Origin of the sequence: Lysobacter sp. Root983 (assembly GCF_001429345.1) — a bacterium.
Taxonomy (GTDB): Bacteria; Pseudomonadota; Gammaproteobacteria; order Xanthomonadales; family Xanthomonadaceae; genus Lysobacter.
The window spans coordinates 415148-442045 of record NZ_LMJO01000001.1; the positions used below are offsets into that span (position 1 = coordinate 415148).

At 68.9% G+C, this 26898-nt stretch carries 24 protein-coding genes and 2 tRNA genes; 17 read left to right on the forward strand and 9 right to left on the reverse strand.

Annotated elements, in window-relative coordinates; translation table 11 throughout:
• Nucleotides 1-94: 94 nt before the first annotated feature.
• The 7 genes from ASE43_RS01920 to ASE43_RS01950 all read left to right on the forward strand — a co-directional run bounded on the left by ASE43_RS01920 (nucleotide 95) and on the right by ASE43_RS01950 (nucleotide 8103).
• On the forward strand, nucleotides 95-724 hold the full coding sequence (locus ASE43_RS01920) for a tetratricopeptide repeat protein (protein ID WP_056174655.1): 630 nt from the start codon (nucleotides 95-97) through the stop codon (nucleotides 722-724).
• Nucleotides 725-738: 14 nt separating this feature from the next.
• A complete protein-coding gene (bamB, locus tag ASE43_RS01925) occupies nucleotides 739-1959 on the forward strand; it encodes an outer membrane protein assembly factor BamB (RefSeq protein WP_056176591.1) in 1221 nt (406 codons plus the stop codon).
• Between the two features lie 294 nt (nucleotides 1960-2253).
• The gene (der, locus tag ASE43_RS01930; protein WP_056174656.1) at nucleotides 2254-3654 is read left to right on the forward strand and encodes a ribosome biogenesis GTPase Der; all 1401 of its coding nucleotides are present in this window, start codon (nucleotides 2254-2256) and stop codon (nucleotides 3652-3654) included.
• 335 nt (nucleotides 3655-3989) lie between these two features.
• On the forward strand, nucleotides 3990-4598 hold the full coding sequence (locus ASE43_RS01935; protein ID WP_057159272.1) for an NTP transferase domain-containing protein: 609 nt from the start codon (nucleotides 3990-3992) through the stop codon (nucleotides 4596-4598).
• An 8-nt stretch (nucleotides 4599-4606) separates the two neighbouring features.
• Nucleotides 4607-5821: a gephyrin-like molybdotransferase Glp gene (gene glp / locus ASE43_RS01940; RefSeq protein ID WP_057159838.1), complete on the forward strand. Its 1215-nt coding sequence runs from the start codon at nucleotides 4607-4609 to the stop codon at nucleotides 5819-5821.
• 64 nt (nucleotides 5822-5885) lie between these two features.
• Nucleotides 5886-7013, forward strand: a complete 1128-nt coding sequence (gene moeB, locus ASE43_RS01945; RefSeq protein ID WP_057159273.1) for a molybdopterin-synthase adenylyltransferase MoeB — start codon at nucleotides 5886-5888, stop codon at nucleotides 7011-7013.
• A 76-nt stretch (nucleotides 7014-7089) separates the two neighbouring features.
• A complete protein-coding gene (locus ASE43_RS01950; RefSeq protein WP_157499610.1) occupies nucleotides 7090-8103 on the forward strand; it encodes a DUF2272 domain-containing protein in 1014 nt (337 codons plus the stop codon).
• Here the strand turns inward: ASE43_RS01950 and ASE43_RS01955 are convergent.
• The 3 genes from ASE43_RS01955 to ASE43_RS01965 form a co-directional block, all read right to left on the reverse strand.
• On the reverse strand, nucleotides 8100-8903 hold the full coding sequence (locus ASE43_RS01955; protein WP_056174665.1) for an alpha/beta fold hydrolase: 804 nt from the start codon (nucleotides 8901-8903) through the stop codon (nucleotides 8100-8102). The two genes, ASE43_RS01950 and ASE43_RS01955, sit on opposite strands and share 4 nt — an antisense overlap.
• A gap of 119 nt (nucleotides 8904-9022) precedes the next feature.
• Nucleotides 9023-10093 carry a beta-eliminating lyase-related protein gene (locus ASE43_RS01960; RefSeq protein WP_200956197.1) on the reverse strand — a complete coding sequence of 357 codons (1071 nt, stop codon included), beginning with the start codon at nucleotides 10091-10093 and terminating at the stop codon, nucleotides 9023-9025.
• A complete protein-coding gene (locus ASE43_RS01965; RefSeq protein ID WP_057159275.1) occupies nucleotides 10090-10401 on the reverse strand; it encodes a DUF1244 domain-containing protein in 312 nt (103 codons plus the stop codon). Before ASE43_RS01965 ends, ASE43_RS01960 begins: the two co-directional genes overlap by 4 nt.
• Before the next feature lie 69 nt (nucleotides 10402-10470).
• Here ASE43_RS01965 and folD point away from each other — a divergent pair, with 69 nt between their 5' ends.
• From folD to guaA, 3 genes are all read left to right on the forward strand, one after another.
• The gene (gene folD, locus ASE43_RS01970) at nucleotides 10471-11346 is read left to right on the forward strand and encodes a bifunctional methylenetetrahydrofolate dehydrogenase/methenyltetrahydrofolate cyclohydrolase FolD (protein WP_056174668.1); all 876 of its coding nucleotides are present in this window, start codon (nucleotides 10471-10473) and stop codon (nucleotides 11344-11346) included.
• A 247-nt stretch (nucleotides 11347-11593) separates the two neighbouring features.
• Entirely contained in the window at nucleotides 11594-13051 is a 1458-nt protein-coding gene (guaB, locus tag ASE43_RS01975) for an IMP dehydrogenase (RefSeq protein ID WP_056174670.1), read from the forward strand.
• 114 nt (nucleotides 13052-13165) lie between these two features.
• The gene (guaA, locus tag ASE43_RS01980) at nucleotides 13166-14734 is read left to right on the forward strand and encodes a glutamine-hydrolyzing GMP synthase (RefSeq protein ID WP_056174672.1); all 1569 of its coding nucleotides are present in this window, start codon (nucleotides 13166-13168) and stop codon (nucleotides 14732-14734) included.
• A 253-nt stretch (nucleotides 14735-14987) separates the two neighbouring features.
• Here guaA and ASE43_RS01985 read toward each other — a convergent pair whose 3' ends face one another.
• Nucleotides 14988-16526 (reverse strand): MFS transporter, encoded by a 1539-nt coding sequence (locus ASE43_RS01985; RefSeq protein ID WP_057159276.1) that lies wholly within the window; start codon nucleotides 16524-16526, stop codon nucleotides 14988-14990.
• A gap of 288 nt (nucleotides 16527-16814) precedes the next feature.
• Between ASE43_RS01985 and ASE43_RS01990 the strand changes: the two genes are divergently transcribed.
• Nucleotides 16815-17696, forward strand: coding sequence for a LysR family transcriptional regulator (locus ASE43_RS01990; RefSeq protein WP_056174676.1), 882 nt, complete (start codon nucleotides 16815-16817; stop codon nucleotides 17694-17696).
• A 124-nt stretch (nucleotides 17697-17820) separates the two neighbouring features.
• A complete protein-coding gene (tadA, locus tag ASE43_RS01995; protein WP_082607040.1) occupies nucleotides 17821-18303 on the forward strand; it encodes a tRNA adenosine(34) deaminase TadA in 483 nt (160 codons plus the stop codon).
• A 169-nt stretch (nucleotides 18304-18472) separates the two neighbouring features.
• On the opposite strand, the gene ASE43_RS02000 is transcribed toward tadA, so the two are convergent.
• Both ASE43_RS02000 and ASE43_RS02005 read right to left on the reverse strand, forming a co-directional pair.
• Entirely contained in the window at nucleotides 18473-18958 is a 486-nt protein-coding gene (locus tag ASE43_RS02000) for a DUF2721 domain-containing protein (protein ID WP_056174678.1), read from the reverse strand.
• 69 nt (nucleotides 18959-19027) lie between these two features.
• The gene (locus ASE43_RS02005; protein ID WP_056174680.1) at nucleotides 19028-19513 is read right to left on the reverse strand and encodes a DUF2721 domain-containing protein; all 486 of its coding nucleotides are present in this window, start codon (nucleotides 19511-19513) and stop codon (nucleotides 19028-19030) included.
• Nucleotides 19514-19591: 78 nt separating this feature from the next.
• Here ASE43_RS02005 and orn point away from each other — a divergent pair, with 78 nt between their 5' ends.
• Nucleotides 19592-20158 carry an oligoribonuclease gene (gene orn / locus ASE43_RS02010; RefSeq protein ID WP_056174682.1) on the forward strand — a complete coding sequence of 189 codons (567 nt, stop codon included), beginning with the start codon at nucleotides 19592-19594 and terminating at the stop codon, nucleotides 20156-20158.
• A 257-nt stretch (nucleotides 20159-20415) separates the two neighbouring features.
• Here the strand turns inward: orn and ASE43_RS02015 are convergent, their stop codons facing one another.
• Both ASE43_RS02015 and ppsA read right to left on the reverse strand, forming a co-directional pair.
• Complete coding sequence (locus ASE43_RS02015; protein ID WP_056174684.1) at nucleotides 20416-21360, reverse strand: mechanosensitive ion channel domain-containing protein; 945 nt, start codon at nucleotides 21358-21360, stop codon at nucleotides 20416-20418.
• A 4-nt stretch (nucleotides 21361-21364) separates the two neighbouring features.
• Nucleotides 21365-23740, reverse strand: coding sequence for a phosphoenolpyruvate synthase (gene ppsA / locus ASE43_RS02020; RefSeq protein WP_056174686.1), 2376 nt, complete (start codon nucleotides 23738-23740; stop codon nucleotides 21365-21367).
• 131 nt (nucleotides 23741-23871) lie between these two features.
• Between ppsA and ASE43_RS02025 the strand changes: the two genes are divergently transcribed.
• From ASE43_RS02025 to ASE43_RS02040, 4 genes are all read left to right on the forward strand, one after another.
• Nucleotides 23872-24693 (forward strand): pyruvate, water dikinase regulatory protein, encoded by an 822-nt coding sequence (locus ASE43_RS02025; RefSeq protein ID WP_057159277.1) that lies wholly within the window; start codon nucleotides 23872-23874, stop codon nucleotides 24691-24693.
• Between the two features lie 131 nt (nucleotides 24694-24824).
• The gene (locus ASE43_RS02030) at nucleotides 24825-25358 is read left to right on the forward strand and encodes a DUF1249 domain-containing protein (protein ID WP_057159278.1); all 534 of its coding nucleotides are present in this window, start codon (nucleotides 24825-24827) and stop codon (nucleotides 25356-25358) included.
• A gap of 45 nt (nucleotides 25359-25403) precedes the next feature.
• Nucleotides 25404-25479 (forward strand) — tRNA-Ala (locus ASE43_RS02035).
• A 56-nt stretch (nucleotides 25480-25535) separates the two neighbouring features.
• Nucleotides 25536-25611 (forward strand) — tRNA-Glu (locus ASE43_RS02040).
• Nucleotides 25612-25952: 341 nt separating this feature from the next.
• Here ASE43_RS02040 and ASE43_RS02045 read toward each other — a convergent pair.
• Entirely contained in the window at nucleotides 25953-26858 is a 906-nt protein-coding gene (locus ASE43_RS02045; protein WP_057159279.1) for a LysR family transcriptional regulator, read from the reverse strand.
• Nucleotides 26859-26898: the final 40 nt, after the last annotated feature.

The window sequence follows — 26898 nt, forward strand, 5'->3', positions numbered from 1 at the left end:
ATGCCCCGGTAATCCGGCATGTCCCTCACTGGCCCGCACTGCGGGCCGGTCATATTCCTTTGGGCTCCAGCCGGTCGGCGGAGCGAGATGAACGATGGCGATCGACGATCTGGCTGACGAACACGAACAAAGCGAACGCGTATTGGAGTGGCTGCGCCGCAACGGCGCCGGACTGATCGGCGGCATCGCCCTGGGCTTGGCCGCGATCGGCGGCTGGAAGTGGTGGGAGAACCATCAGGTCCAGCAGCAGGCGCAAATCGCCAACCAGTATCAGGCCGCGCTCGACGCGATCGAGGCCAAGGACAAGGGCGCCGAAGCCAAGGTCAAGGCGCTGGGCCAGAACACCTATCACACGCTCGCCGCGCTGCGCCTGGCGCAGTCGCAGGTGGTCGCCAACCAGCGCGACGCCGCGATCGCGACCCTGCGCTCGATCCAGAGCGACGAGCCGGCCATCGCCGAGATCGTCAATCTGCGCCTGGCGCGTCTGTTGATCGACGCCAAGCAGGCCGACGCCGCGCTCAAGCTGCTGGCCAACGCGACCACGCCCACCGCCATCGCGGTGCGCGGCGACGCGCAACTGGCCCTGGGCCAGCGCGCCAAGGCGCAGGAAGCGTATACGCAGGCGATGACCAAGCTGGACGTGGCCTCGCCGCAGCGCCGCCTGCTCGAACTCAAGCTCACCGAAGCCGGCGGTTCCCCGGTCAAGCCCGAGGCCAAGTCTTGATGAAGGTTGCAGCCATGCCCCCCAGCCGCACCGTAGTCCGCGTTTCCGCCGTCCTGATGTGCGCTTTCGCGCTGGCCGGCTGCTCCACCGTCAAGGGCTGGTTCGGCGGTAGCAAGAAGGACGACGGCAAGCCCAACGAGCCGGTCGAACTGACCGACATCACCCCGACCGCCAACGTCGCCAAGCTGTGGTCGACGCATGCCGGCAAGGGCGAGGACCGCATGGGCGTGCGCCAGGGCCCGGCCATCGCCGACGGCCGCGTCTACGCCGCCGCGATCGAGGGCGGCGTGCACGCCTTCGACCTGCAGACCGGCAAGTCGATCTGGGACTACCTGCCGATGCGTCAGGGCGAGGACGCCAAGAAGAAGGACAAGGACATCCGCCTCTCCGGCGGCCCCGGCGTGGGCGAAGGCCTGGTCGTGGTCGGCAGCCTGGAAGGCGACGTGATCGCACTGGACGCCGCCAGCGGCGCCGAGAAGTGGCGCGCCAAGGTCGGCAACGAAGTCATCGCCGCGCCCGCCGTCGGCATGGGCCTGGTGTTCGTGCGTTCCAACGACGGCCGCCTGAGCGCGTTCGACGCCGCCAGCGGCGAGCGCCGCTGGTTCTGGACCCGCGACGTGCCGATGCTGTCGCTGCGCGGCAACGACGCGCCGGTGCTGGGCCCGGGCTTCGTCTTCGTCGGCAACGACGACGGCACCGTGGTCGCGCTGTCGGCCACCGACGGCCGCCCGATGTGGGAACAGGCCGTGTCGCAGCCGGAAGGCCGCACCGAGCTGGACCGCATGGCCGACATCGACGGCACCCCGGTGCTGGAAGGCAGCACGCTGTACGCGAGCAGCTTCAAGAAGCAGACCCTGGCGATCGACGGCCCCAGCGGCCGCCCGATGTGGAACAGCGAGCACGGCGGCGCCGGCCGCATCGGCGTCAGCGCCGACCGTCTGGTCGTCACCGATCCCACCGGCACCGTGTTCGGCCTGGACAAGGCCGGCGGCAGCGCGATGTGGCAGCAGGCCGGCCTGGCCCGCCGCAACGTCACCGGCGCCGCGATCCAGGGCGATTACGCCGTGGTCGGCGACTTCGACGGCTACGTGCATTGGCTGAAGCTCGACAACGGCGAGTTCGCCGCGCGTCAGCGCGTCGGCGGCAAGGCCCTGCGCGCCGCGCCGGTGGTCTCCGACGGCGTGCTGGTGGTGCAGAACGTCGAAGGCGAGCTGACCGCGTTCAAGCTGCAGTAAAGCCGGGATTCGGGATTCGGGAGTAGGGATTCGCAAGAGCGGGTCCCGAAGCGGCGCGGTTTGCGTCGTCCGGCTCGACCCACCGTCAGGTAGGGCCCGGTCGGCGTATGCCGCTCCGGGCCGTTCGTTTGTGGCCTTTAAGCGCGCCCTTTACCAGCGCGGCAAAACGCCGGGGCGGCCGCTCTGGCACTATGTACCGCTATGCCCTTCGGAAATCCGGCCGCGAGCCCCTGGGCTCCGCGCTTGTGCTTTTCCGAATCCCGAATCCCGATTCCCAAATCCCGGCTCTAAATCATGCTTCCGTTAGTTGCCCTCGTTGGCCGCCCCAACGTCGGAAAATCCACCTTGTTCAACGCGCTCACGCGCAGCCGCGATGCGCTGGTCCACGACCAGCCCGGCGTCACGCGCGACCGTCACTACGGCGTCTGCCGCCCCGAGGGCCTGCGCCCGTTCGCGGTGGTCGACACCGGCGGCATCGCCGGCGAGGACGAAGGACTGGCCGGCGCGACCGCGCGCCAGGCCCGCGCCGCCGCCGAGGAGGCCGACCTGGTGCTGTTCATCGTCGATGGCCGCGAAGGCGCCTCGGCCCTGGACGACGACATCCTCAAGTGGTTGCGCAAGGCCGCGCGTCCGACCTTGCTGGTGGTCAACAAGACCGACGGCATCGACGTCCAGGCCGCGCTCAACGATTTCGCCCGTTACGGCTTCAGCGACCGCGTCGCGGTGTCCTCGGCGCATCGCCAGGGCATCGACCGCCTGCTCGAGGAAGTGCTGGCCAAGCTGCCGGAAGAAGGCACCCAGGCTGAGCTCGACAGCGACCCCTCGCGCATCCGCGTGGCCTTCATCGGCCGCCCCAACGTGGGCAAGTCGACCCTGGTCAATCGCCTGCTCGGCGAAGAACGCATGATCGCCTCCGAAGTGCCGGGCACCACCCGCGATTCGGTCGCCATCGACATGGAACGCGACGGCCGCCTGTACCGGCTGATCGACACCGCCGGCCTGCGCCGCAAGTCGCGCGTCGAGGAAGCGGTGGAGAAGTTCTCCATCATCAAGACCCTGCAGGCGATCGAGCAGTGCCAGGTCGCGGTGGTGATGCTGGACGCGGGCGAGGGCGTGACCGACCAGGACGCCAGCGTGCTCGGTTACGCGCTGGACGCCGGCCGCGCGCTGGTGGTGGCGGTCAACAAGTGGGACGGCCAGACCGACTATCAGCGCCAGCAGACCGAAAACCTGCTGGTGCGCAAGCTCGCCTTCGTAGACTGGGCCGAAGCGGTGCGCATCAGCGCCAAGCATGGCTCCGGCCTGCGCGAGCTGTTCAAGGCGGTGCACCGCGCCCACGACTCGGCGACCCGCGAGTTCGCCACCGCCGAGGTCACCAAGGCGCTGGAAATCGCCTACGAGACCAATCCGCCGCCGGTGGTGCGCGGTCACGTCGCCAAGCTGCGCTACGCCCACCCGGCGGCCAGCAATCCGCCCACCTTCGTCGTCCACGGCACGCGCCTGCGGACCCTGGCCGACAGCTACAAGCGCTACCTGGAAAACTTCTTCCGCAAGCGCTTCAAACTGGTCGGCACGCCGGTGCGCTTCATCTTCAAGGAAGGCACCAACCCTTACGAGGGCAAGAAGAACGTGCTGACCGAGAAGCAGGTGGCGAAGAAGCGGCGCTTGATCCGGCATGTGAAGCGCGGGAAGTGAAGCGGGCGCGCAGGTGTTGCGCGCTTGCACCGATGAGCTTGTTGGCTAGCGTCCGCTCGGTTCGCGCTGAGGCTCTTCGCAGCAGCGCAGATACCCGCTCACTAACGTCGTCATTCCCGCGAAGGCGGGAATCCAGTGGCTTTAGCGTCATGTAGCGATGTTCGCAACGAGTTCCTTAGCACGTCGTAGTTCCATGCCGTGCTTTGTCACTGTCGAATCGTTTGAGAATGCCGGCTGAAGTCACCGGATTCCCGCCTTCGCGGGAATGACGAGCAAAAAAGCGGGGCGCTGCAGGTGCGTACTGCTACTTCGTCTTCGGAGTTGATACCAAGCTCATGCGAGCGCATCCTCCCGCCAACTTCATCGGTCCCTCCGACCTGACCCTAGGCCTCCTAGCCGGCGGCCGCGCCACCCGCCTAGGCGGCCTCGACAAAGCCTGGCTCGAACGCGACGGCGTCGCGCAGGTACTGCATCTCACCCAGCGCTACGCAGCCCAAACCAGCGCGACCCTGATCAGCGCCAACCGCGACCTCGACCGCTATACCGCCCACGGCCTGCGCGCCGTCCCCGACCCGCATCCCGACCTGGGCCCGCTGGGCGGCCTGGAAGCGCTGGCCGCGGCCACCGCCACGCCCTGGTTGTTCACTCTGCCGGTCGATGCCTTGAACCCGCCCGACGATCTGCTCGCGCGCCTCGCGACCGCCGGCCCGCACGGCGCCTGCGCGATCGACGACGACGGCCTGCAACCCTTGTTCGCGCTCTGGCACGTGGACAGCCTGCGCCCGACGCTGCGCGAGGCGCGCGCGCAGGGCCGCCTCGCGGTGCAGCGGCTGCAGACCGATCTGGGCATGGCGCGCGTGCGCTGCGATGGCCTACGCTTCGGCAACCTCAACACGCACGACGATCTGGCCGCGGCCGGGATCGTCGCGCCCGCACGCGATTGATCGAAGCCATGCATGAGTTCCCGACCGGTCTGAGCTACGACGAAGCGCTGGCCATCGTCGACGAGGTCGCGGCCGCGCACCGCCTCGACACCGAAAGCCTGGCCCTGCCGCGCTGCCACGGCCGCGTGCTGGCTCAGGACGTGGACGCGCCGCTGGCGTTGCCGCCGTTCGACAACAGCGCGATGGATGGTTACGCCTTCCGCCATGCCGATCTGGCCGGGCAGGGCGACGGCCTGCGTCTGGCCGGCGTGCAGTTCGCGGGCGCCGCGCTCGCGCTGGCGCTCGACGCGGGCCAGTGCCTGCGCATCACCACCGGCGCAGCGTTGCCGGCGGGCGCCGACACGGTCGCGATCAAGGAAAACGTGCGGCTCGACGGCGAGCGCGTGCGCATCCCGGCCGACACAGTCCCTGGCGCCAACGTGCGCTACGCCGGCGAAGACGTGCGTGTGGGCGACCGTGTGCTGCACGCGGGCCAGGCGCTGACGCCGGCGCGGGTGTCGCTGGCTGCCTCGCTGGGGCTGCCCTCGCTGCGCGTGGCGCGGCGCCCGACCGTGGCGGTGTTCACCACCGGCGACGAACTGGTCGAACCCGGACTGCCGCTGGGACCGGGTCAGATCCACGACAGCAATCGCGACCTGCTGATGGGCTTGCTGCGCGCCGACGGCCTGGAGCCCACCGCCTGGCCGCGCCTGCCCGACGATCCGCGCCAGGTCGAGATCGCGCTGCGCGACGCCGCCTGCGCCTTCGACCTGATCCTGACCTGCGGCGCGGTCTCGGCCGGCGAAAAGGACCATGTGCCGGCCGTGCTGGCGCAGTTCGGGCGTACCCATTTCTGGAAGGTGCGCATGAAGCCGGGCATGCCGCTGCTGTTCGGCAGCCTGGACCAGGCCCGCTTCCTCGGCCTGCCGGGCAATCCGGTCTCGGTGATGGCGACCTATCTGACCTTCGGACGCGCGCTGATCGACGGCCTGCAAGGCCGCAGCGAGCCGCGCCCGCGCTGGCGCGCGCGCCTCGCCGATGCGGTCGACAAGACCCACCCGCGCCGCGAGTTCATCCGCGCGCGCCTGTCCGCGGGCGAGGACGGCAGCCTGTACGCCGATCCCAATCCCGCCACCGGCTCGCACCGCCTGCGCGCGGCCGCCGATTCCAATGCCCTGATCGTGATCGGCGAAGGCCCGCAACGCCTGGCCGCCGGCGCGGTGGTCGAGGTGCTGCCGTATTGATGCGCGCAACGCTGCGTCGCCGCCCGCGCCGCACAGCGCCACCGCGAAGGCGGATAATCGCGGCATGAGCATCGAACGCATCACCCCGGCCGAAGCCCGGCGCCGGCAACGCGCGGGCGCCGTACTGATCGACGTGCGCGAAGCCCACGAACGCGCCGCCGGCCGCGCCGAGCACGCGCTGGGCGTGGCCCGCACCGAGCTGGAAACCGACCCCGCCGCCAGCGTCGCCGACCGCGACGCCGAGGTCCTGCTGATCTGTCAGTCCGGCGCGCGTTCGCTGCTGGCCGCGCAGGCGCTGCTAGAGGCCGGTTACACGCGCGTCGCCTCGGTCGACGGCGGCACCGCGCGTTGGATAGCCGAGGGCCTGCCGCTGGCGCCGCCGGATGCGCAGGCCGATTTCTACGACCGCTATTCGCGCCACCTGCGTCTGCCGGAAGTAGGCGAGGACGGGCAGCGCCGTCTGCAGGCCGCGCGCGTGGCCATGGTCGGCGCGGGCGGCCTGGGTTCGCCGGCCGCGTATTACCTGGCCGCGGCGGGCATCGGCACGCTGGTGCTCGCCGACGACGACCATGTCGATCGCAGCAACCTGCAGCGCCAGATCCTGCACACCGAAGCGCGCATCGGCAGCCCCAAGGTCGATTCCGCGCGGATCGCGCTGACCGCCTTGAATCCGCACATCGAGGTGATCGCGTTCCCCGAGCGCATCGATTCGGGCAACGTCGAGCGCCTGATCGCCGACGCCGATGTGGTCATCGACGGCGCCGACAATTTCCCGGTGCGCTACTTGCTCAACGATGCCTGCGTGAAGTTGGGCAAGCCGCTGATCTACGGCGCCGTGCATCGCTTCGAAGGCCAGACCAGCGTGTTCGACGCCGGCCGCCAACGCGGCCAGGCGCCGTGCTACCGCTGCCTGTTCCCGGAGCCGCCGCCGCCGGAAGCCGCGCCCAACTGCGCCGAGGCCGGCGTGCTCGGCGTGCTGCCAGGCGTGATCGGCCTGTTGCAGGCGACCGAGGCGATCAAGCTGATCCTGGGCTTGGGCGAACCGCTGCGCGGACGCCTGCTGCATTTCGACGCGCTGGGCATGCGCTTCCGCGAAACCCGCCTGCGTCCCGATCCGGGCTGCGCGGTGTGCGCGCCGGGCCTGGCCTTCCCGGGTTACATCGACTACGCCGCGTTCTGCGCCGCGCATTGAGCGCGGCGATGTGAAAACGGCCGACACACGGACTGTGCGACGTTCGCTCCATCGGGGATAGCCGATGGAGCGGAGCATGCGGGCAGGGTGGGCGACGATAGCGCTGTGGCTGGCCATGGCCCTGATACCCGCGCACGCCAGCGGCGTCTGCGTTCCCACCGCCGGGCCCGACAGCTACGCCAACCGCATCGCCGCCATCGCCTGCCAAGAGAACGCGCTGTGGTTCGGCGCCTTCATCGACGGCGACGGCCGCCTGGCCAGCACCACCGTCGCCGAAGCCGAGACCTCGCGCCTGCGCGACGCCAGCACCCCGGCCTGGCGCCGCGTCGCCGACTACTGGAAGGGCAGCGGCCTGCTGTGGCAGATGAGCGGTTTCGCCGGCGCCAGCGAATGCGGGTATTCGCCGGCCGCCGATCCCGACCAGATGCGCGTCGCCAACGCCTCCTGCCGCGCCTTCCTGATCGACAACCCCTGGTCGGCGGTGTTCGTGTCCTACGTGATGAACCGCGCCGGCGTGCCCAACTTCCGCGCCTCGGCCAGCCACATCGACTACGTGCGCGACGCCTACCTGCATCCCGATAGCAGCCCGTACACCTTCGCCGATCCCGACACCACCGCGCCCGCGCCGGGCGATCTGCTGTGCTTCGTGCGCGCCTCGTCCACGCCGTTCGGGTACGCGGGTCTCAAGGCCTTCCTCGATCGCGACCAGGGCGCCTTGAACATGCACTGCGACATCGCCGCCAGCATCGACGGCGGCAAGCTCTATCTGATCGGCGGCAACGTGCTGCAGAGCGTGACCCTGCGCGAGCTCAACCTCAATGCCGGCGGCCAGCTGTGGGCCTTGCCGCGCCGCGACGGAGCGCCCGCGGACTGCCGCCCCGGTCACGAGCAGGGCTGCAGTTTCAATCGCCAGGACTGGGCCGCGCTGCTCAAGCTCAAGACCATGGTGCCGACCACGCCGGCGCCGACCCTGACGCCGGTGCGCAATTGCTGCGAGGTCTGCCCGCTGCCTATTCCCGACGGCATGCAGCGCTGCCCGATCGCACCGGCTGCGTCGCCGCTGCCGGAAGCGCCCGCGCCGGCGAACTAGCGCGCCGCGTCCGCCACCGCGAAGAACTCGCGCAAGGCCTGCTCGAACGCCGGCTGCTCGCCGATGCTGCTGTGGTCGGCATAGGACAGCGCGACCACTTTGGGCGGTGTCGCCAGCGCAGCGATCAGGCGGTCGGTGTTGCCGGCCGGGATCACTTGGTCGAGGCCCGCGCGCAGCACCAGGGTCGGTCCGCGATAGCCCGCCAGCCAGCGCGCCGAGTCGAAACGGTCGCGCACCAGCCAGCCCACCGGCAGCAGCGGATAATGCGACTGCGCGACCGCGGCCAGGCTGTCGAACGGGGTCACCAGGGCCAGCCGCGCCACCGGCCGCTGCGAGGCGACGTGGCTGGCCACGCCGCTGCCCAGGCTGCAACCGATCACGTCGATGGGCTGGCCCGGATGCGCGGCGCGCACGCGGTCGTAGAAGCTCAGCGCGTCGCCGAACAAGGCCGCCTCGCTGGGCTGGCCGTCGCTGGCGCCGAAGCCGCGGTAGGCGAGCAGATAGACGCTGCGATCGGGGAACAAACGTGCGAGCTGGTCGCGGCGCGCCTCGATGCGCTCGGCGTTGCCGCCGAAGTAGAGCAGGGGGCGCGGCGCGTCCGGGTTCACCGCCCAGCCGCGCAACTGCACGCCCTCGCGTTCCAGCACGAAATCGGTGCTGGCCGGATCGACGCGCGTGTACTGGCCGTAATAGATCAGATCGCGCTGCTTGGCGTACATCAGGCCGCAGATGCCGGCGTAGACCACCGCCGGCAACCCCAACATCGCCATCCAGGCATGCCGCGAGACTTTGAGCGCCATCGTCACCCCCTGGCCGATACGGTTGCTTGCGAACGGTCTCGACTATGACCAACGACGAACGCGTCTGGCAACGGGCGTTCGACCGACGCAGTGTGAAAACACCCGAGCGAAGGCCGCGTCTAGGCCGCGGCGATCACCGCGTCGATCTGCTCGGGCGTGGTCGCGTAGCTGGTGACCAGGCGCAGAAAACGCTGGTCGGCGGCGATCGCGAAACCCTCGGGCAGGCCGCGGCTGGACCAGCCCGCGCAGACGATGCCGGCCTCGCGCCAACGCGCTTCCAGCGCCGCCGGCACCACCGCGAACACTTCGTTGGCCTGGGTCGGCCAGGGCAGGCGCACACCCGGCCGCGCAGCCAGCGCCGCGGCCAGGCGCGCCGCCATCGCGTTGGCGTGCAGGGCGTTGTCGCGCCAATGTCCGTCTTCGAGATAGGCGGCCATCTGCGCGCCGAGCAAGCGGCTCTTGGACAGGGTGTGGCCGGCGCGCTTGCGTTGGAACGGCAGCGACGCGGCCAGCGCCGGATCGAACATTAGCACCGCCTCGCAGGCCAGCGCGCCGTTCTTGGTCGCGCCGAACGTGATCGCGTCGAAGCCGGCCTGCCAGCTCATCGCCGCGGCGCTGCAGTCCAGCGCCACCATCGCGTTGGCGTAGCGCGAGCCGTCCAGGTGGCAGCGCAGGCCGTGCTGGCACGCCAGCGCGGTCAGCGCCTGCAGCTCGTCCAGGCTGTACAGCGTGCCGGCCTCGGTGACCTGCGACAGCGACAGCGCCGCCGGCTGCACGCTGCGTGCGACGCCGGGGCTGAGGCGGGCGAGGGCGTCGGTCAGGCCGGCGGGGGTGATCTTGCCGGCCACACCGGGTATGCCGATCAGCTTGGCACCGCCGCTGTAGAACTCGGGCGCGCCGCACTCGTCTTCGAGGATGTGGCTTTCGGCGTGGCACAGCACCCCGCCCCAGGGCGGACACAGCGCGGCCAGCGCCAGCGCGTTGGCGGCGGTGCCGGTGGCGGTCAGGCAGACCTGCAGCGGTCGCTCGAACAGTTCGGCCAGCGCGGCCTCGGCCTGGGCGCAGTAGCGGTCGGCGCCGTAGGAGGGTTCGGCGTCGGCGTTGGCGCGCACGATCGCATCCAGCACCTGGGCGCTGGCGCCGACCACGTTGTCGCTGGCCAGATTGATGCGGGAGGCGGGCCCGGTCATCGCGGATGCGCGCGCTGCGCGGCCTCGAACGCGGCCAACTGCTCCGGGGTGGCCTCGGCCTGGTGCTGCGCCTTCCATTGCGCGAAGGGCTGGCCGTAGACCGCCTCGCGCGCTTCGTCGCGGGTCATGCCGATGCCGCGCGACTCGGCGGCATCGCGGTACCAGTCGGCCAGGCAGTTGCGGCAGAAGCCGGCCAGGATCATCAGGTCGATGTTCTGCACGTCCGGGCGATCCTGCATCAGGTGCTGGCGCAGGCGCCGGAACGCGGCGGCCTCGATGGCAAGGGTGTCGTGATCGATTTCGTTCATGGCGGCTCGGTTGGTGCGTCGTGAATGGGGGATAATGCGCGGCCCAGAACCCGACGCCAATCCCGCCTCATGACGTCCGCTCCGACCCCGGCCCGCATTCTCGACGGCAAACGCATCGCCGAGGACTTGCTCGACAATCTCAAGGCCCGGGTCGACGCGCGCGTGGCGGCCGGCCTGTCGCGCCCCGGCCTGGCCGTGGTCCTGGTCGGCAACGACCCGGCCTCCAGCGTCTACGTCAAGAACAAGCGCCGCGCCGCGCAGAAGGTCGGCATTCGCGCGATCGACTACGACCTGCCGGCCAGCACCAGCGACGCCGAGCTGCTGGCCCTGGTCGACCGCCTCAACGCCGATCCCGAGGTTCACGGCATCCTGGTCCAGCTGCCGCTGCCGGACCGCCGCGACGGCACCGCCCTGATCCACCGCATCGACCCGCGCAAGGACGTCGACGGCTTCCACCCCGAGAACGTCGGCCACCTCGCGCTGCGCCAGTTCGGCCTGCGCCCGTGCACCCCGCGCGGCATCACCACGCTGCTGGGCTATACCGACCGCCCGGTGCGCGGGCAGAGCGCCACCATCGTCGGCGTCAGCAACCACGTCGGCCGGCCGATGGCGCTGGAGCTGCTGATCGCCGGCTGCACCGTCACCAGTTGCCACAAATTCACCCCGCCCGAAGTGCTGGAAGCCTCGGTGCGCGGCGCCGACATCCTGGTGGTGGCCGCCGGCCGCCCGGGCCTGATTCCGGGCGAGTGGGTCAAGCCTGGCGCGGTGGTCATCGATGTCGGCATCAACCGCCTCGACGACGGCCGCCTGGTCGGCGATATCGGCTTCGAGGCCGCCGCCCAGCGCGCCAGTTGGATCACCCCGGTCCCCGGCGGCGTCGGCCCGATGACGGTCGCCACGCTGATGCAGAACACCCTGGAAGCGGCTGAGGCCTCCGACACCTAAGCTTCGCGGTTTCGGGGTAGGAGCGGCGTAAGCCGCGACCACGAAGCTACGGCCAACTGCGCGGGTCGCGGCTCACGCCGCTCCTACCCCTAGGCCGGCACCGAACCCCCATCTGGTGGCCCAGGCCCGGGGCGCACCCAGCCCTAGTGGCGCATCCGCCCGCGGAACGCCGAATTCCACCCGTCGCCCCAGCGCCGCGGCTGCGATTCGGGTTACAATGGCTCGCTTCATCCTCCCGGGACCGCCCATGCTGCGCATCCAGGCTGAAGCGCTTACTTACGACGATGTGTCTCTCGTCCCCGCGCATTCGAATGTCCTGCCTAAGGACGTAAACCTCTCCACGCGCCTGACCCGCGACTTGTCGATACGCCTGCCGATTTTGTCGGCGGCCATGGACACCGTCAGCGAGGCCCGTCTCGCGATCGCGCTGGCCCAGCTGGGCGGCATCAGCATCCTGCACAAGAACATGAGCCTGGAAGCCCAGGCCGCGCAGGTCGCCAAGGTCAAGAAGTTCGAGGCTGGCGTGATCCGCGAACCCTTCACCGTGGGGCCGGCGACCACCATCGGCGAAGTGCTCAAGCTGACCCGCGCGCGCAACATCTCCGGCGTGCCGGTGGTCGACGGCGGCCAGTTGGTCGGCATCGTCACCAGCCGCGACATGCGTTTCGAGACCAAGCTGGACGATCCGGTCCGTCACATCATGACCAAGCGCGATCGCCTGGTCACCGTGCACGAAGGCGCCAGCGACGAGGAAGTGCTGCAACTGCTGCACAAGCACCGCATCGAAAAGATCCTGGTGGTCAACGACGGTTTCGAGCTGCGCGGGCTGATCACGGTCAAGGACATCCAGAAGAAATCCGACAACCCCAACGCTGCCAAGGACAGCGCCGAGCGCTTGCTGGTCGGCGCCGCGGTCGGCGTCGGCGGCGACACCGAAGCGCGCGTGGAAGCGCTGGCCATGGCCGGCGTGGACGTGATCGTGGTCGATACCGCGCACGGCCATTCGCAGGGCGTGCTGGAGCGGGTGCGCTGGGTCAAGAAGAACTTCCCGCAGTTGCAGGTGATCGGCGGCAACATCGTCACCGGCGATGCCGCGCTGGCGCTGATGGATCATGGCGCCGACGCGGTCAAGGTCGGCGTGGGTCCGGGCTCGATCTGCACCACGCGCGTGGTCGCCGGCGTCGGCGTCCCGCAGGTCACCGCGGTGGCGATGGTGGCCGAAGCCTTGCAGGACCGCATCCCGCTGATCGCCGACGGCGGCATCCGCTATTCCGGCGACATCGGCAAGGCGCTGGTCGCGGGCGCGTCCACGGTGATGGTCGGCGGCCTGTTCGCCGGCACCGAGGAAGCGCCGGGCGAGATCGAGCTGTTCCAGGGCCGCAGCTACAAGAGCTATCGCGGCATGGGCAGCCTGGGCGCGATGGAGCAGGGCTCCAAGGACCGTTATTTCCAGGACGCTTCCGACGCCGACAAGCTGGTACCCGAAGGCATCGAAGGCCGCGTGCCGTACCGCGGCTCGCTCGGCGGCGTGGTCCACCAGCTCGCCGGCGGCCTGCGCGCCACCATGGGCTACGTGGGCTGCGCGACGATCGAGGAGATGCGCAAGAATCCCAGCTTCGTGCGCATCACCAACGCCGGCGCCCGCGAAAGCCACGTGCACGACGTCCAGATCACCAAGGAACCGCCGAACTATCGCGCCGGCTAAGCCGGCGCGCGGGATTGGGGATTGGGGATTCGAGATTCGGCGAAGCCGGTCCGTTCCCATCCCAGCGTTCCGCTTTGACGAATCCCGAATCCCCATTCCCGAATCCCGGCTCTCATGACTGACATCCACAGCGACAAGATCCTGATCCTCGACTTCGGCGCGCAGTACACGCAGTTGATCGCCCGCCGCATCCGCGAGATCGGCGTGTATTGCGAGATCTGGGCCTGGGACCACGACCCGGCCGAGATCGCCGCGTTCGGCGCCAAGGGCATCATCCTGTCCGGTGGCCCCGAATCGACCACCGAAGCCGGCGCGCCCAGCGCGCCGCAGCAGGTGTTCGACGCCGGCCTGCCGATCCTGGGCATCTGCTACGGCATGCAGACCATGGCCAAGCAGCTCGGCGGCGACACCGAAGCGGCCGACCAGCGCGAGTTCGGCCATGCCGAAGTGCAACTGGTCGCGCACGACCGCCTGTTCGACGGCCTCAAGGACCATCCGGGTTCGCCGCCGCGTCTGGATGTGTGGATGAGCCACGGCGACCACGTCTCCAAGGCCCCGGACGGCTTCGTCGTCACCGCCAAGACCGACCGCATCCCGGTCGCCGCTTTCGCCGACGACGCGCGCCGCTGGTACGGCGTGCAGTTCCACCCCGAAGTCACCCACACCAAGCAGGGCCAGACCCTGCTGCGCCGCTTCGTGGTCGACATCTGCGGCTGCCAGACCCTGTGGGACGCGGCCCATATCATCGAGGACCAGATCGAGCGCGTGCGCGCCCAGGTCGGCAGCGACGAGGTCATCCTCGGCCTGTCCGGCGGTGTCGATTCCTCGGTGGTGGCGGCGCTGCTGCACAAGGCCATCGGCGACCAGCTCACCTGCGTGTTCGTCGACACCGGCCTGCTGCGCTACAACGAAGGCGACCAGGTGATGGCGATGTTCGCCGAGCACATGGGCGTCAAGGTGGTGCGGGTGAACGCCGCCGACCGCTATTTCGAGCGCCTGGCCGGCGTCAGCGACCCGGAAGCCAAGCGCAAGATCATCGGCAACCTGTTCGTCGAGATCTTCGACGAGGAATCGCACAAGCTCGCCAACGCCAAATGGCTGGCGCAGGGCACGATCTACCCCGACGTGATCGAGTCGGCCGGCAGCAAGACCGGCAAGGCCCACGTCATCAAGAGCCACCACAACGTCGGCGGCCTGCCCGAGAACATGAAGCTGGGCCTGGTCGAGCCGCTGCGCGAGCTGTTCAAGGACGAGGTGCGGCGCCTGGGCGTCGAACTCGGCCTGCCGCGCGAGATGGTCTACCGCCATCCGTTCCCGGGCCCCGGCCTGGGCGTGCGCATCCTCGGCGAAGTGAAGCGCGAGTACGCCGATCTGCTGGCCAAGGCCGACCACATCTACATCGACGAACTGCGCAAGGCCGGCCTGTACGACAAGACCAGCCAGGCCTTCGCGGTGTTCCTGCCGGTGAAGTCGGTGGGCGTGGTCGGCGACGCGCGCGCCTACGAATGGGTGATCGCGCTGCGCGCGGTCGAGACCATCGACTTCATGACCGCGCACTGGGCGCACCTGCCTTACGACTTCTTGGGTACGGTTTCCAACCGTATTATCAATGAGTTGCGCGGTGTTTCTCGTGTCGTTTACGACATCAGCGGTAAGCCGCCGGCGACGATCGAGTGGGAATAGCCCACCTGCTTGCGAGCCAATGGCTCGCAGGTGGGCTATTGACCGGCCATGGATGGCCGGGCCGGACCCGCCGAAGCTGAAGTGTCGCGCCATGGACGGCAGCCGCGTCTTCGCGAGCCACTGGCTCGCAGCTCGACTACTGACCGGCCATGGATGGCCGGGCCGGACCAGCCGAAGCTGAAGTGTTGCGCCATGGACGGCAGCCGCGTGGCTGCTGGGCGCTAGCGCTTCCCCGCTAGCCGCACGGAGCCAGCTAGACAGTCGCCAGTTCGCTGCGTTTCGCCGGCCCGAACACCAGCAAGCTCAGCGCCGCGAGCACGCACACCCCCACGCCGCCGAACCACAGCACCCAACCGAAGCCGTGCACCAGCGCGGCGTGCCCGACGGCTTCGATCGCCGCGGGCGACAGCTCGCCCGAGGTTCCCGCCGGCAACGCGGCCGCATGGCCGGCCGCGATCCGCTGCGCCATCGCTTGCAACTGCGCGGCGTCGACCGAAGCGGGCAGCGCCTGGCGGAGGTGCGACGCGATGCCCGCCAGCAGCAGGAAGCCCATCAGCGCGATGTTGATCGCCAGGGTGATCAGGCGCGCGCTCATGTCGATGCCCGAGGCCATGCCGGCGCGGTCGCTCGATACCGCACCGGTCGCGGTGTTGGTGACCGGCGTATTGGTCAGGCCCAGGCCGATGCCGGCGAGCAGGGCGCCCGGCAGCATGCTCAGCCAGCTCGGCTGCGCGACCGCGCTGCCGTAACGCATCGCCACGAAGCCCAGGCCGATCGCGAACAAGCCGCTGGGAATGACCAGCCCCGGGCGATAGCGCAAGGCCAGGCGTTCGGCCAGCGGCGGCACCACCAGGGTCGGCAGGGTGTAGGCCAGCAGGGCCAGTCCGGTGGCGACCGCGTCGTAGCCCAACGCGCCCTGGAAGTAGATCGGCAGGTAGATCATGAACGGCCAGAAGCTGAAGTTCATGCCGACCGAGCCGATCAGCGCGCCGGAAAAGTCGCGCGACTTGAACACCGAAAAGTCGAACATCGGGTGCGGCGCGATGCGTTCGACGACGCAAAAAGCGACGAAGGCCGCGAGCGTCGCCGCGACGATGCCGATGCCGACGGGACTGGCGTAGCCCAGTTCCGGCCCCTGGGTGATGTAGTAGGTCAGGCCCAGCACGGACAGCGACAAAGTGAGGATGCCGGGCACGTCCAGCCGCTGCGCCTGGGTGTCGCGCGACTCCACGATGCCGGCCACAGCCAGCGACATGGTCAGCAGGCTCAGCGGCGCATGCACCAGGAACACCCACTGCCAGTTCGACAGCGCCACGATCGCGCCGCCGATGATCGGGCCGAAACCCAGGCCGACGCCGAACACGATGCCCCAGACGGCGAAGGCCTTGCTGCGTTCCGGGCCGGGCCGGAACTGATGCGAGAGCACGGCGGTCTGGCAGATCAGCATCGTGCCCGCGCTCATGCCCTGCAGGAAGCGCGCGACGATCAACACCTGGGCGTCCCACGCCAGTCCGCAGATCAACGAGGTCAGGCCGAACAGCAGCAGGCTGATGAGCAGGACGCGCTTACGGCCGTAACGATCGGCGAGGGTGCCGGCGGCCATCAGCACCGTGGTGCAGGCGATGGTGTAGGCATTCATGATCCACTGCATGTCGTTGAAGTCGCCATGCAGCAGCGTCTCCAGGGTCGGCAGGATCACCGGCACGCTGGAAATTTCCAGGCCGAACATCAAGGCCGACAGGGACACGGCGGCCAGCGCGATCGCGTTCTTGCCGGTGGCGGATGAACTCATGCGTAGGTTCTCGATAGTGAGGCGGGCACGCGGCGGCGTCGCGGATATCGCGGCCGGACCCATCGGGTAGGGGAGGAAGAAACCGCCGCAGCGTGCGGCGTAGGCGGCGCGCGGCTGACGCGTCCGGCACATCGGTCCGCGTTCGGCGCGGCCCGCCGAGGCGCCGCCGTCGTCAGCCTGAAGGCGCCTGCAGGCCGGTCGACGCAGGCCATTCTCGGCCCAGCGATTTCATGATGGAAATGATTTAATTTTGTAGTATTGATTAATTCACATCATGGATGTCCGGCCGTGGACTTCGACCCGACCCTGTTGCGCGCCTTCGTCGCCGTCAAACACTGCGGAGGATTCACCCGCGCGGCGCAGCGCCTGCACCTGACCCAGTCCGCGGTCAGCCATCAGATACGCCGCCTCGAAGAACACGTCGGCCGGCCGCTGCTGCATCGCACGACGCGCAGCCTGACCCTGACCGAGGACGGCGAAGACTTCCTGCGCTACGCCGAGCAGATCCTGGAGTCGCTGGATGCGTTGAGCCGGCGTTTTCTGCCGTCGCCGGTGTCGGGCATCGTGCGCTTCGGCGTGCCGGAGAACTTCATGGGCGAACGCCTGCCGACCCTGCTGTGCCAGTTCGCGCGCGGCTATCCGGCGGTGCGAATGGACGTGAGCGTGGGCATGAACTTCGATCTGCACAGCATGATCGACGCCGACGATCTCGATCTGGCGGTGGTGATTTCCGTGCCCAAGCACGAGCGCGGCACCGTGCTGCGGCGCACGCGCCTGGTCTGGATCGCCGCGGACGGCTTCGACCCCGCGCCCGGCGCTTCCTTGCCGCTCGCGTTCTATCCGCCGCCTTGCGTCTATCGGCGCGAGAGCCTGGCCGCGCTCGGCCGCACCGACGTCGAATGGCATGTGATCTTCACCTCGCCCAGCCATCAGGGCCTGCGCGCGGCCGTGCTCGCCGGGCTGGCGGTGACCGCGCTGACGGTGGACGACCTGGAGCCGGGCATGAAGATCGTCGACGGCATGTACGGTCTGCCGTCGCTGCCGAAGGCGGATTTCGCCCTGATCTGCGGCGCCGGCGGCAAGACCCCGGCCGCGCTGGAGTTCGGCCGCTTGATCCTGGATATGCCCGAGCCGTCGATCGCCGCAAAACGGGCGAACGCGAGAGCCTGAGACCCGCGACGATGCCACGCCGCGAGGCACGCACGCTCGCGCGTCGAAACCCGCAAGCCACGGCTGCAACGGTGCGCGCCCGGCGCGGCTCGGGGATAATCGCGGTTTGCCCGTACGGGATGCCTTGGTGAGCGAGCAGGACGACATCGACGAACGCTGGATGCGCCACGCCCTGGCCCTGGCCGAGCGCGCCGAACGCGAGCACGACGAGATCCCGGTCGGCGCGGTGCTGGTCTCGGCCGCGGGCGAGGTCCTGGGCGAGGGCGGCAACCGCAACATCGGCGACCGCGATCCCAGCGCCCACGCCGAGATCGTGGCGATGCGCGAGGCCGGCCGCCGCCTCGATAACCACCGCCTGATCGGCACCACCCTGTACGTGACTCTGGAGCCCTGCGCGATGTGCGCGATGGCGATGGTGCATGCGCGCGTCGCCCGGGTGGTCTACGGCGCCAGCGACCCCAAGACCGGCGCCGCCGGCAGCGTGTTCGACCTGCTCGCCGACCCGCGCCACAACCACCGCGTCGAAGTCCGCGGCGGCGTGCTGGGCGAGGAAGCCGGTGCCCGGCTGACCGCGTATTTCCGACGCAAGCGCGGCAAGACCGACTGAGCCACACCCGCTTTGGGGTAGGAGCGGCGTGAGCCGCGACCGCCATGCCCCGCCCACGGTGCTACTGCGATTCCGTCGCCGCGCGATCGCGTGCGTATCCGGCCTGCGCCGTAATTCAATCGACGCGGTCGCGGCTCACGCCGCTCCTACCCCAAGGCGGGGCGCCGCCTCACTCCGTCGGCAGCTTGCGCCCGTCGCGGTCGAACTCGCGCTTGAGCTCGGCGTCCAGCATGGTCACGCTCATGCGCGCCTCGCGGCCCAGGTTGATCGAGGCCGCCAGCACCAGCAGCACGCCCAACATGGCCAACCCGGTCGGCACGCCGCGCAGGCGGTAGTCGCTGAACTGGTCGATGCCGATCGACAGGCTGGTGGCCACGAACGCGCTCATTGCCGCGTACAGCAACTGCAGGCAGGTCAGGATCAGCCGGACCCGGCGCCGGTGCTGGATGATGCGCGCCTCCAGATAGGCGCGCGCATCGTCGTTGGTGGTCTCTTCGAGTTGCTTGAGCTGCTGGCGCATGCGGTCGACCACGCGCGCCAGGCGATTGTTCGACGACACCAGCAGCGACGCGGTCGCGGTCAGGAAGAACGCCGGCGTGATCATCGCCGAGACCACGGCGTAGTGGCCGGTGGTCAGGTTCAGCACATCGCTCATGGGCGCGGTTTCCGACGGCAAGGTCCCGTTGGGACGACCCGCCTATGATGCCGCCAGACGCGTCGTTCGTCAGTCGCCGTCGCGCGGGCGCCGGACCTTGGCGCGGCGGTGGCCGTGGTCCATTTCCTCGTTCACCGCTTCCACCGCCAGCGAGGACTCCAGCGCCAACAGCACGCTGGCGGCGAACATCGCCAGCACGCCGAACACCGCCAGGATGGTCGGCAGCGAGGCCAGGCGGTAGCCCAGGTAGGCGTCGCCGGCGACGGTCAGGCTGGTGCCGACGAAGAAGCTGATCGCGGTGTACAGCAGCTGGCTGCCGCGCAGGATGATCTTGCTGCGGCGCTTCTGGCGGGTGATGTGGCGTTCCAGCATCTCGCGCTCTTCCTCGTCCTCGCTCTCGGCCAGCTCCTTCAGCAGTACGCGCGCGCGGTCGATCACGCGCGCCAGGCGGTTGTTGGCCGACAGCAGCAGCGAGGCGGTCGCGGTCAGGAAAAACGCGGGCGCCAGCATCGCGGTCAGGATCGCGTAATGGGCGTAGGCGGCGGTCTGCGACATCGGCCGGGAGAGCGGGGAGGGGAGGTGGGCTATGATGCCCCGAACGGACGCATCACGGCGAGGACACGACAGGGGCCCATGACAGCGAAGAACGGCAACGACCACCGACTGATCTGGATCGACCTGGAGATGACCGGGCTCGACACCGACAACGACGCCATCCTGGAGATCGCGACCGTCGTCACCGACGCCCAATTGCAGGTGCTGGCCGAAGGGCCGGAACTCGCGATCCGCCAGCCGCTGGAACGGCTGATGGCCATGGACGAGTGGAACCGCAACCAGCACAGCAAATCCGGCCTGTGGCAGCGCTCGCTGGACCAGGGCGTGAGCCTGGAAGAGGCCGAGGACCGCACCCTGGCCTTCCTGGCGCAGTGGGTGGCGCAGAACGCCTCGCCGATGTGCGGCAACTCGATCTGCCAGGACCGCCGCTTCCTGCACCGCCAGATGCCGCGCCTGGAGAAGTACTTCCACTACCGCAACCTCGACGTCAGCACCGTCAAGGAGCTCGCGCGCCGCTGGGCCCCGGAGGTGCTGGCCGGCGTCGGCAAGGATGCCAAGCACACCGCCCTGAGCGACGTGCACGACTCCATCGCCGAACTGCGCCATTACCGCGCCTCGATGGGCAAGCTGGGCGGCCTGGGCTGAGCCTCCTAGCTCAACGCAACACGTCGCGCGGAGCCGCCCGCAAGCCCCTGTAGGAGCGGCGCAAGCCGCGACCACGCCCCTACGGCCACCTGCGCAGGTCGCGGTTCACGCCGCTCACCCAAAAGCAGCGCACAGAGGCCGCCAGGCCGGCACACGACCCGCCCCTGTAGGAGTTGCGTAAGCCGCGACGCGATTGCGCGCCGTAATCGTTGCCAGAATTCAATCGCGGCTCACGCCGCTCTCGCAACGGCGCCCGCTCAGGTCTTCGGCTTGCCCGCAGGCCGCGCCACGTCGCCGTCGTCGGCGACCGCCTTCACCAGCACGTCCGACAACGGCCGGCCGTCGGCATCGTGGTGGTACACGTGCAGATCGCGCTGCGGATACGGAATGCTCAGCCCGCGCCCGATGATGTCGTTGCGCACCGCTTCGTTGAGATCGCTGCGCGTGCGCAGCACGTCCGCCGTCTTGGCCCAGACCCGCAGCTCCAGATTGACGCTGCTCTCGCCCAGCGCCACCACCAACACCTCCGGCGCGGGCTCCTTCAACACCTTCGGATGCGCGGCCGCGGCGCCCAGCAGGGTCTCGCGCGCCTGCTGCAGATCGTCGTCGTAGCCCACGCCCACCGCGATGTCGATGCGGCGGCGCGGATTGGCGGTGAAGTTCACGATCGGCGCGGTGGTGATGAGGCTGTTGGGCAGCACCACGGTGCGGTTGTCGATGGTGCGCAGGCGGGTCTGGAACACCCGGATCTGGTCCACCGTGCCCTCGACGCCCGCGGCCTGCACGTAGTCGCCCACGCGGAACGGGCGCTGCATGATCAGCATCACGCCCGAGGCGATATTGGACAGCGAATCCTTCAGCGCCAGGCCGATCGCCAGGCCGGCCGCGCCCAGCACCGCCAGCACCGAGGCCGGCGACACGCCCAGGGTGAACAGCGCCGAGGTGGTGACCACGACCACCATGCCGGCGTAGGCGATGTTGCGCAGGAAGCCGCGCAGGGTGGCTTCCATGTGGCCGCGCGCCATGGCCCGGTCCAGCGCGTTGGACAGGCGCTTGGCCAGCCAGATCCCGATCAGCAGGACCAGCAGCGCGCCGATCAGCTTGAGCCCGGCGGCCTGCGCCATGCCCAGCCAATCGAAGCCCTTGAGCTCCGCCAGCGACGCCGGGACCTCGACCTGCACCGGCGGGACTTTCGCCGTCACCGCCTCAGCCCGCCTTGGCCTTCGCCAGGCGCAGCCAGGTGTCGACCACGGTATCGGGGTTCAGCGACACCGACTCGATGCCCTGTTCCATCAGCCACACCGCCAGATCGGGGTGATCGCTGGGGCCCTGGCCGCAGATGCCGACGTACTTGCCCTTGGCGCGCGCGGCCGAGATCGCCATCGCCAGCAGCTTCTTCACCGCCGGGTCGCGCTCGTCGAACAGCTTGGCCACGATCGCCGAGTCGCGATCCAGGCCCAGGGTCAGCTGGGTCAGGTCGTTGGAGCCGATCGAGAAGCCGTCGAAGATGTCCAGGAACTCGTCGGCGAGCAGCGCGTTGGACGGCACCTCGCACATCATGATGATCTTCAGGCCGTTCTCGCCCTGCTTGAGGCCGTTCTTCTCCAGCACCTCGACCACGCGCCGGCCTTCGTCCAGGGTGCGCACGAACGGGATCATGACCCAGCAATTGGTCAGCCCCATCTGCTCGCGCACCTTCAGCACCGCCTGGCATTCCAGCGCGAACGCGTCGGAGAAGGACGGATCGACGTAACGGCTGGCGCCGCGGAAGCCGATCATCGGGTTCTCTTCGTGCGGCTCGTAGCGCGAGCCGCCGATCAGGTTGGCGTATTCGTTGGACTTGAAGTCCGACAGGCGCACGATCACCGGATGCGGCGCGAACGAAGCGGTGATGGTGGCGATGCCCTCGGCCAGGCGATCGACGTAGAACTGCACCGGATCGTCGCCGTAGCCGGCGATCTTCTCGTCGATCTTCTTCTTGGTCGCCGCGTCCTGCTGCGCGTATTCCAGCAGCGCCTTGGGATGGATGCCGATGTGGCTGGCGATGATCATCTCCAGGCGCGCCAGGCCGACGCCGGCGTTGGGCAGCATGGCGAAGTCGAACGCGCGCTCCGGGTTGGCGACGTTCATCATCACCTTGAGCGGCGCCGGCGGCATCTTGTCCAGGTCGGCGACGTGGCGCTCGAAGGGCAGGGCGCCGTCGTAGATGAAGCCGGTGTCGCCCTCGGCGCAGCTGACCGTGATGGTCTCGCCGTCCTTGATCGTCTCCAGCGCGTTGCCGGTACCGACCACGGCCGGCACGCCCAGCTCGCGGGCGATGATCGCCGCGTGGCAGGTGCGGCCGCCGCGGTTGGTCACGATCGCGGCCGAACGCTTCATCACCGGCTCCCAATCGGGATCGGTCATGTCCGCCACCAGCACGTCGCCGGGCTGCACGCGGGCCATGTCGTCCAGGCTGCGCACCACGCGCGCCACGCCGCTGCCGATCTTCTGGCCGATGGCGCGGCCCTCGGCGATCACCGGGCCGCGGGCGCCGAGCTGGTAGCGCTCGATCTGGGTGGCCTTGCCGCGCGATTTCACCGTTTCCGGGCGCGCCTGAACGATGAACAGCTTGCCGCTGACGCCGTCCTTGGCCCACTCGATGTCCATCGGGCGGCCGTAGTGCGTTTCGATCACCAGCGCCTGCTTGGCCAGCTCGTGCACGTCGGCGTCGTCGATCGAGAAGCGGTTGCGCAGCTCGGCCGGGGTGTCCTCGGTGCGCACGCGCTCGCCGGGCTGGTCGGAATAGACCATGCGCAGCTGCTTGGCGCCGATCGAGCGGCGCAGGATCGCCGGCTTGCCCTGGCTCAGGGTGGGCTTGTAGACGTAGAACTCGTCCGGATTGACCGCGCCCTGGACCACCATCTCGCCCAGGCCGTAGCTGGAGGTGATGAAGACCACATCGCGGAAGCCCGATTCGGTGTCCAGGGTGAACAGCACGCCGGAGGAACCGACGTTGGAGCGCACCATCAGTTGCACGCCGGCGGACAGGAACACGTCCTCGTGCTTGAAACCGTGGTGGACGCGGTAGGCGATGGCGCGGTCGTTGTAGAGGCTGGCGAAGACCTCCTTGACCTTGCGGACCACGTCGTCTTCGCCGGTCACGTTCAGGAAAGTCTCCTGCTGGCCGGCGAAGGAGGCGTCGGGCAGGTCCTCGGCGGTGGCCGAGGAGCGCACCGCCACCGCCACGTCGCCGCCGCCGTTCTCGGCGCAGAGCTGGCGATAGGCGGTGCGGATGTCCTGATCCAGGGCCGGCTGCAGCGGGGCGTCGATGACCCAGCCGCGGATCTCGCCGCCGGCCGCGGTCAGGGCCGGCACGTCCTCCACGTCCAGCGTGGCCAGGCGGTCGAAAATGCGCTGGTGCAGGTCGTTATGGGCGATGAAGTCCTTGAACGCCTCGGCCGTGGTGGCATAGCCGCCCGGGACCGAGACCCCCAGATTGGCGAGGTTGCCGATCATCTCGCCGAGGGAGGAATTCTTGCCGCCTACGCGGGCCAGATCGTTGAGGCGCAGCGCGTGCAGCCAGAGGATATTCTCGTTCAAGGCACACTGTCTCCGAGGGGGGCGCGCGTGGGGGCGCGGCCAAGCGGATATGATCGCCGCTGCGTCGGGCGCATACAAGCTTGATCCGACGGGCTTTTTCGTATTGGAACGCGGTTTTGGAGGGGTGGGCGATGGCGGGAACACGGCCGGTTTTCTACGTTTCGGACGGCACCGGCATCACCGCCGAGACCATAGGCCATAGCCTGCTGACCCAATTCACCGAGACCCGCTTCGTCACCGACCGCATCCCGTTCGTGGACAGCGTCGAGCGCGCGCGCGAGGTCGGGGCCAAGATCCGCGAGGCCGCGGAAGTCCATGGCGTGCGCCCGATCGTGATCAATTCCTGCATGGACGGCGACGTGGGCGCGGCCCTGGCCGAGAGCGGGGCGCTGATGCTGGACGTATTCGCGCCCTTCATCGAGCCGCTGGAGCGCGAACTGGGCGAGGGGCGCCAGCGCCGCATCGGCCAGGCCCACGGCATCGCCGATTTCGAGACCTACCATCGCCGCATCAACGCGATGAATTTCGCCCTGACCCACGACGACGGCCAGAGCATCGACTACGCCGAGGCCGATCTGATCCTGGTGGCGGTGTCGCGCGCGGGCAAAACGCCCACCTGCGTTTACCTGGCGTTGCACTACGGCGTACGCGCGGCCAACTATCCGCTGACCGAGGAAGACCTCGAGCACGACCGCCTGCCGCCGCGCCTGCGCCCATACCGCAACAAGCTGTTCGGCCTGACCATCGACCCGATCCGCCTGCAGCAGATCCGCCAGGAACGCCGCCCCAACTCGCGCTACGCCCAGCTGGACACCTGCAAGCGCGAAGTCGCCGCGGCCGAGATGATGTTCCGCGCCGAGCGCATTCCGACCCTGAGCACGACCCATACCTCGATCGAGGAAATCTCGAGCAAGGTGCTGACGACGTTGGGGATCCACCGCGAGATGTTCTAAGCGCCGGCGGCGCCTGGCGGCGGCGTTTTCGCCATCGCCATCAATGATGCGGTAGGAACCCTTAACTTAGGCCTCCGCGACAGGTCCGTCAACGCTGCCGCGAAGCGGTTTGCGCGTGTAGCATCGCTCGCATGACATCGCTTGCCGCCCGCTCCGCACGCATCCCGCGACTGACCCGTTTCGGTTGGCTGATGGGCCTGTACGCCGAGAACCACCGCCGCCTCACGCGCCTGTTCGCGCCGGCCGACCTGGCCGTCGGCACCTACCGGTCCTCGATCGGGGACGGGCTGGATCTGCAGCTGGACGTGATCGAGCAGCACCGCTACACCACCGAGCTGCGCATGACCTACGCGCTGCTGGATCCGCTCACCGGCGAGCCCGATCCCTCGGCCTGGCTGCGCCTGTACAACGACGCCCATCAACTGGAAGCCACCCATTGCTATGTCGGGCGCCGCTGGCAGGACGTGATCGGCATGTATCCGCCGCCGGCGGAGCTGATCGGCCACCGCATGCGCATGAACACTTTTCTAGGAAAGTGGCTCGAGTATCTAGCCGAACGCGGTCATGGCATGGCAACATTGCGCCCGGTCGAGATTCGCCCGCCCGGAACACCCCTCAACGAGGGTCCCGGCGGGGCGGCAAAAAAATTAGCGATGAATGCTTGACGACATCGCTGAACGCCCGCTAGAATTTTCGTCTTTCCAGCACGTGGGGCCATAGCTCAGCTGGGAGAGCGCTACAATGGCATTGTAGAGGTCGCCGGTTCGATCCCGGCTGGCTCCACCACTCTTCGAACACTGTGAAAGGGTTTCGACGAGTTAGCTGCAAGAACAATCAGTTTTGTCCCCATCGTCTAGAGGCCTAGGACATTACCCTTTCACGGTAGCGACCGGGGTTCGAATCCCCGTGGGGACGCCAAGTAAAAAGCACTTAGGGCTCGGGAAACCGGGCCCTAAGTGTTTTTGGCGTTCGGCATCTTGCGCGCGACTAGCGCGGCCGATGGCGGCGCGATTGCGTGGGGCCGAACGAATGCGATGCGCTTTCTTACTTTTGCTTCCGTGCGCGAGGACGCAGGCGCACGCATGAGAACCCGCATCCGCGTACGCGATGGAGTACGTCGCGCACGGCGCGGATGATGCGTCGCGCGATCGAGATCTTGCGCACCGATTCCGCGGCGGCCGCGCGCTCGCGTTGCGCTCGGCTCGTCGAACGACAAGCATCGCAGCGTCGAGCCGCCGCTGCGCGCTGCGCTATAGACGCTACGCGTCCAGATGCGGACGGATCAGCGCCTGGAACCAGTCGACGAACGCGGTCAACCGCCGCGAGCGCTGACGACGGTGCGGATACAGCGCCGAGACCGTCATCGCGCCGGCGCGATAGGCGGGCATCACTTCGATCAATTCGCCGCGGTCGAGCAAGTGCTGCACGTCGAAGCGCGGCACCTGGATCAGCCCCAGACCGGCGCGGCAGCAGGCGATGTAACTCTCGGCGTTGTTGACCAGCACGCGACTGTGCAGCGGCGCCGTATGCGTGCTGCCGCCGTATTCGTACTCCCAAGGCAATTCGCGTCCGGTGCTGGGCGAGGCGTAGCCCACCGACCAATGGCCGCGCGTCAGTGCGTCCGGCGTTTCCGGCAAGCCGAACTCGCGCAGATAGGCGGGGCTGGCGCAGTTCACCAACGCGATCCGGCCCAGCGGGTAGGCGACCAGCCGGCTGTCTTGCAGGTCGCCGACGCGGATGGCGCAATCCACCCCTTCATGGACCAGATCGATCATGCGATCGCTGGAGCCCAGGGCCAGTTGCAGGCGCGGGTAGCGCCGCACCAGGCCGGGCAGCGCGGGCGCGACCAGGCGCCGGGCGATGCGGCTGGGCAGGTCGACGTTCAGGCGGCCGGCCACTTGGCGCTGGCGGGTCTGAAACAGTTGCTGGATGTCTTCGGCATCGGCCAGCAAGGGACGCACGCGCTCCAGCAGTTGCGCGCCATCGGCGGTCAGCCGCACCTCGCGCGTCGTGCGGTGCAGCAGGCGCGCGCCGATGTCGCGCTCGAGTTGCTGTATCGCCGCGGATGCGGACGCGCGCGGCAGGTCCAAGGCGTGGGCGGCCTTGATGAAGCTGCCCATTTCGGCGATCCGCACGAATACGCGGTATTGGTCGAGGAGATCCACGGCGGTTCCGGCCTTGGGCGCTGGGGTGCTTGCAGAATAG

Coding starts and splice junctions, on each gene's coding strand:
- ASE43_RS01950 (WP_157499610.1), top strand. CDS start 7,090: ATGCGGGCAGGGTGGGCGACGATAGCGCTGTGGCTGGCCATGGCCCTG.
- ASE43_RS02005 (WP_056174680.1), bottom strand. CDS start 19,513: ATGTCGCAGACCGCCGCCTACGCCCATTACGCGATCCTGACCGCGATG.
- orn (WP_056174682.1), top strand. CDS start 19,592: ATGACAGCGAAGAACGGCAACGACCACCGACTGATCTGGATCGACCTG.
- bamB (WP_056176591.1), top strand. CDS start 739: ATGCCCCCCAGCCGCACCGTAGTCCGCGTTTCCGCCGTCCTGATGTGC.
- moeB (WP_057159273.1), top strand. CDS start 5,886: ATGAGCATCGAACGCATCACCCCGGCCGAAGCCCGGCGCCGGCAACGC.
- ASE43_RS01960 (WP_200956197.1), bottom strand. CDS start 10,093: ATGACCGGGCCCGCCTCCCGCATCAATCTGGCCAGCGACAACGTGGTC.
- guaB (WP_056174670.1), top strand. CDS start 11,594: ATGCTGCGCATCCAGGCTGAAGCGCTTACTTACGACGATGTGTCTCTC.
- ASE43_RS01965 (WP_057159275.1), bottom strand. CDS start 10,401: ATGAACGAAATCGATCACGACACCCTTGCCATCGAGGCCGCCGCGTTC.
- ASE43_RS01935 (WP_057159272.1), top strand. CDS start 3,990: ATGCGAGCGCATCCTCCCGCCAACTTCATCGGTCCCTCCGACCTGACC.
- guaA (WP_056174672.1), top strand. CDS start 13,166: ATGACTGACATCCACAGCGACAAGATCCTGATCCTCGACTTCGGCGCG.
- ASE43_RS02000 (WP_056174678.1), bottom strand. CDS start 18,958: ATGAGCGATGTGCTGAACCTGACCACCGGCCACTACGCCGTGGTCTCG.
- folD (WP_056174668.1), top strand. CDS start 10,471: ATGACGTCCGCTCCGACCCCGGCCCGCATTCTCGACGGCAAACGCATC.
- glp (WP_057159838.1), top strand. CDS start 4,607: ATGCATGAGTTCCCGACCGGTCTGAGCTACGACGAAGCGCTGGCCATC.
- ASE43_RS01920 (WP_056174655.1), top strand. CDS start 95: ATGGCGATCGACGATCTGGCTGACGAACACGAACAAAGCGAACGCGTA.
- ASE43_RS02025 (WP_057159277.1), top strand. CDS start 23,872: ATGGCGGGAACACGGCCGGTTTTCTACGTTTCGGACGGCACCGGCATC.
- ASE43_RS01955 (WP_056174665.1), bottom strand. CDS start 8,903: ATGGCGCTCAAAGTCTCGCGGCATGCCTGGATGGCGATGTTGGGGTTG.
- ASE43_RS01985 (WP_057159276.1), bottom strand. CDS start 16,526: ATGAGTTCATCCGCCACCGGCAAGAACGCGATCGCGCTGGCCGCCGTG.
- ASE43_RS02030 (WP_057159278.1), top strand. CDS start 24,825: ATGACATCGCTTGCCGCCCGCTCCGCACGCATCCCGCGACTGACCCGT.
- der (WP_056174656.1), top strand. CDS start 2,254: ATGCTTCCGTTAGTTGCCCTCGTTGGCCGCCCCAACGTCGGAAAATCC.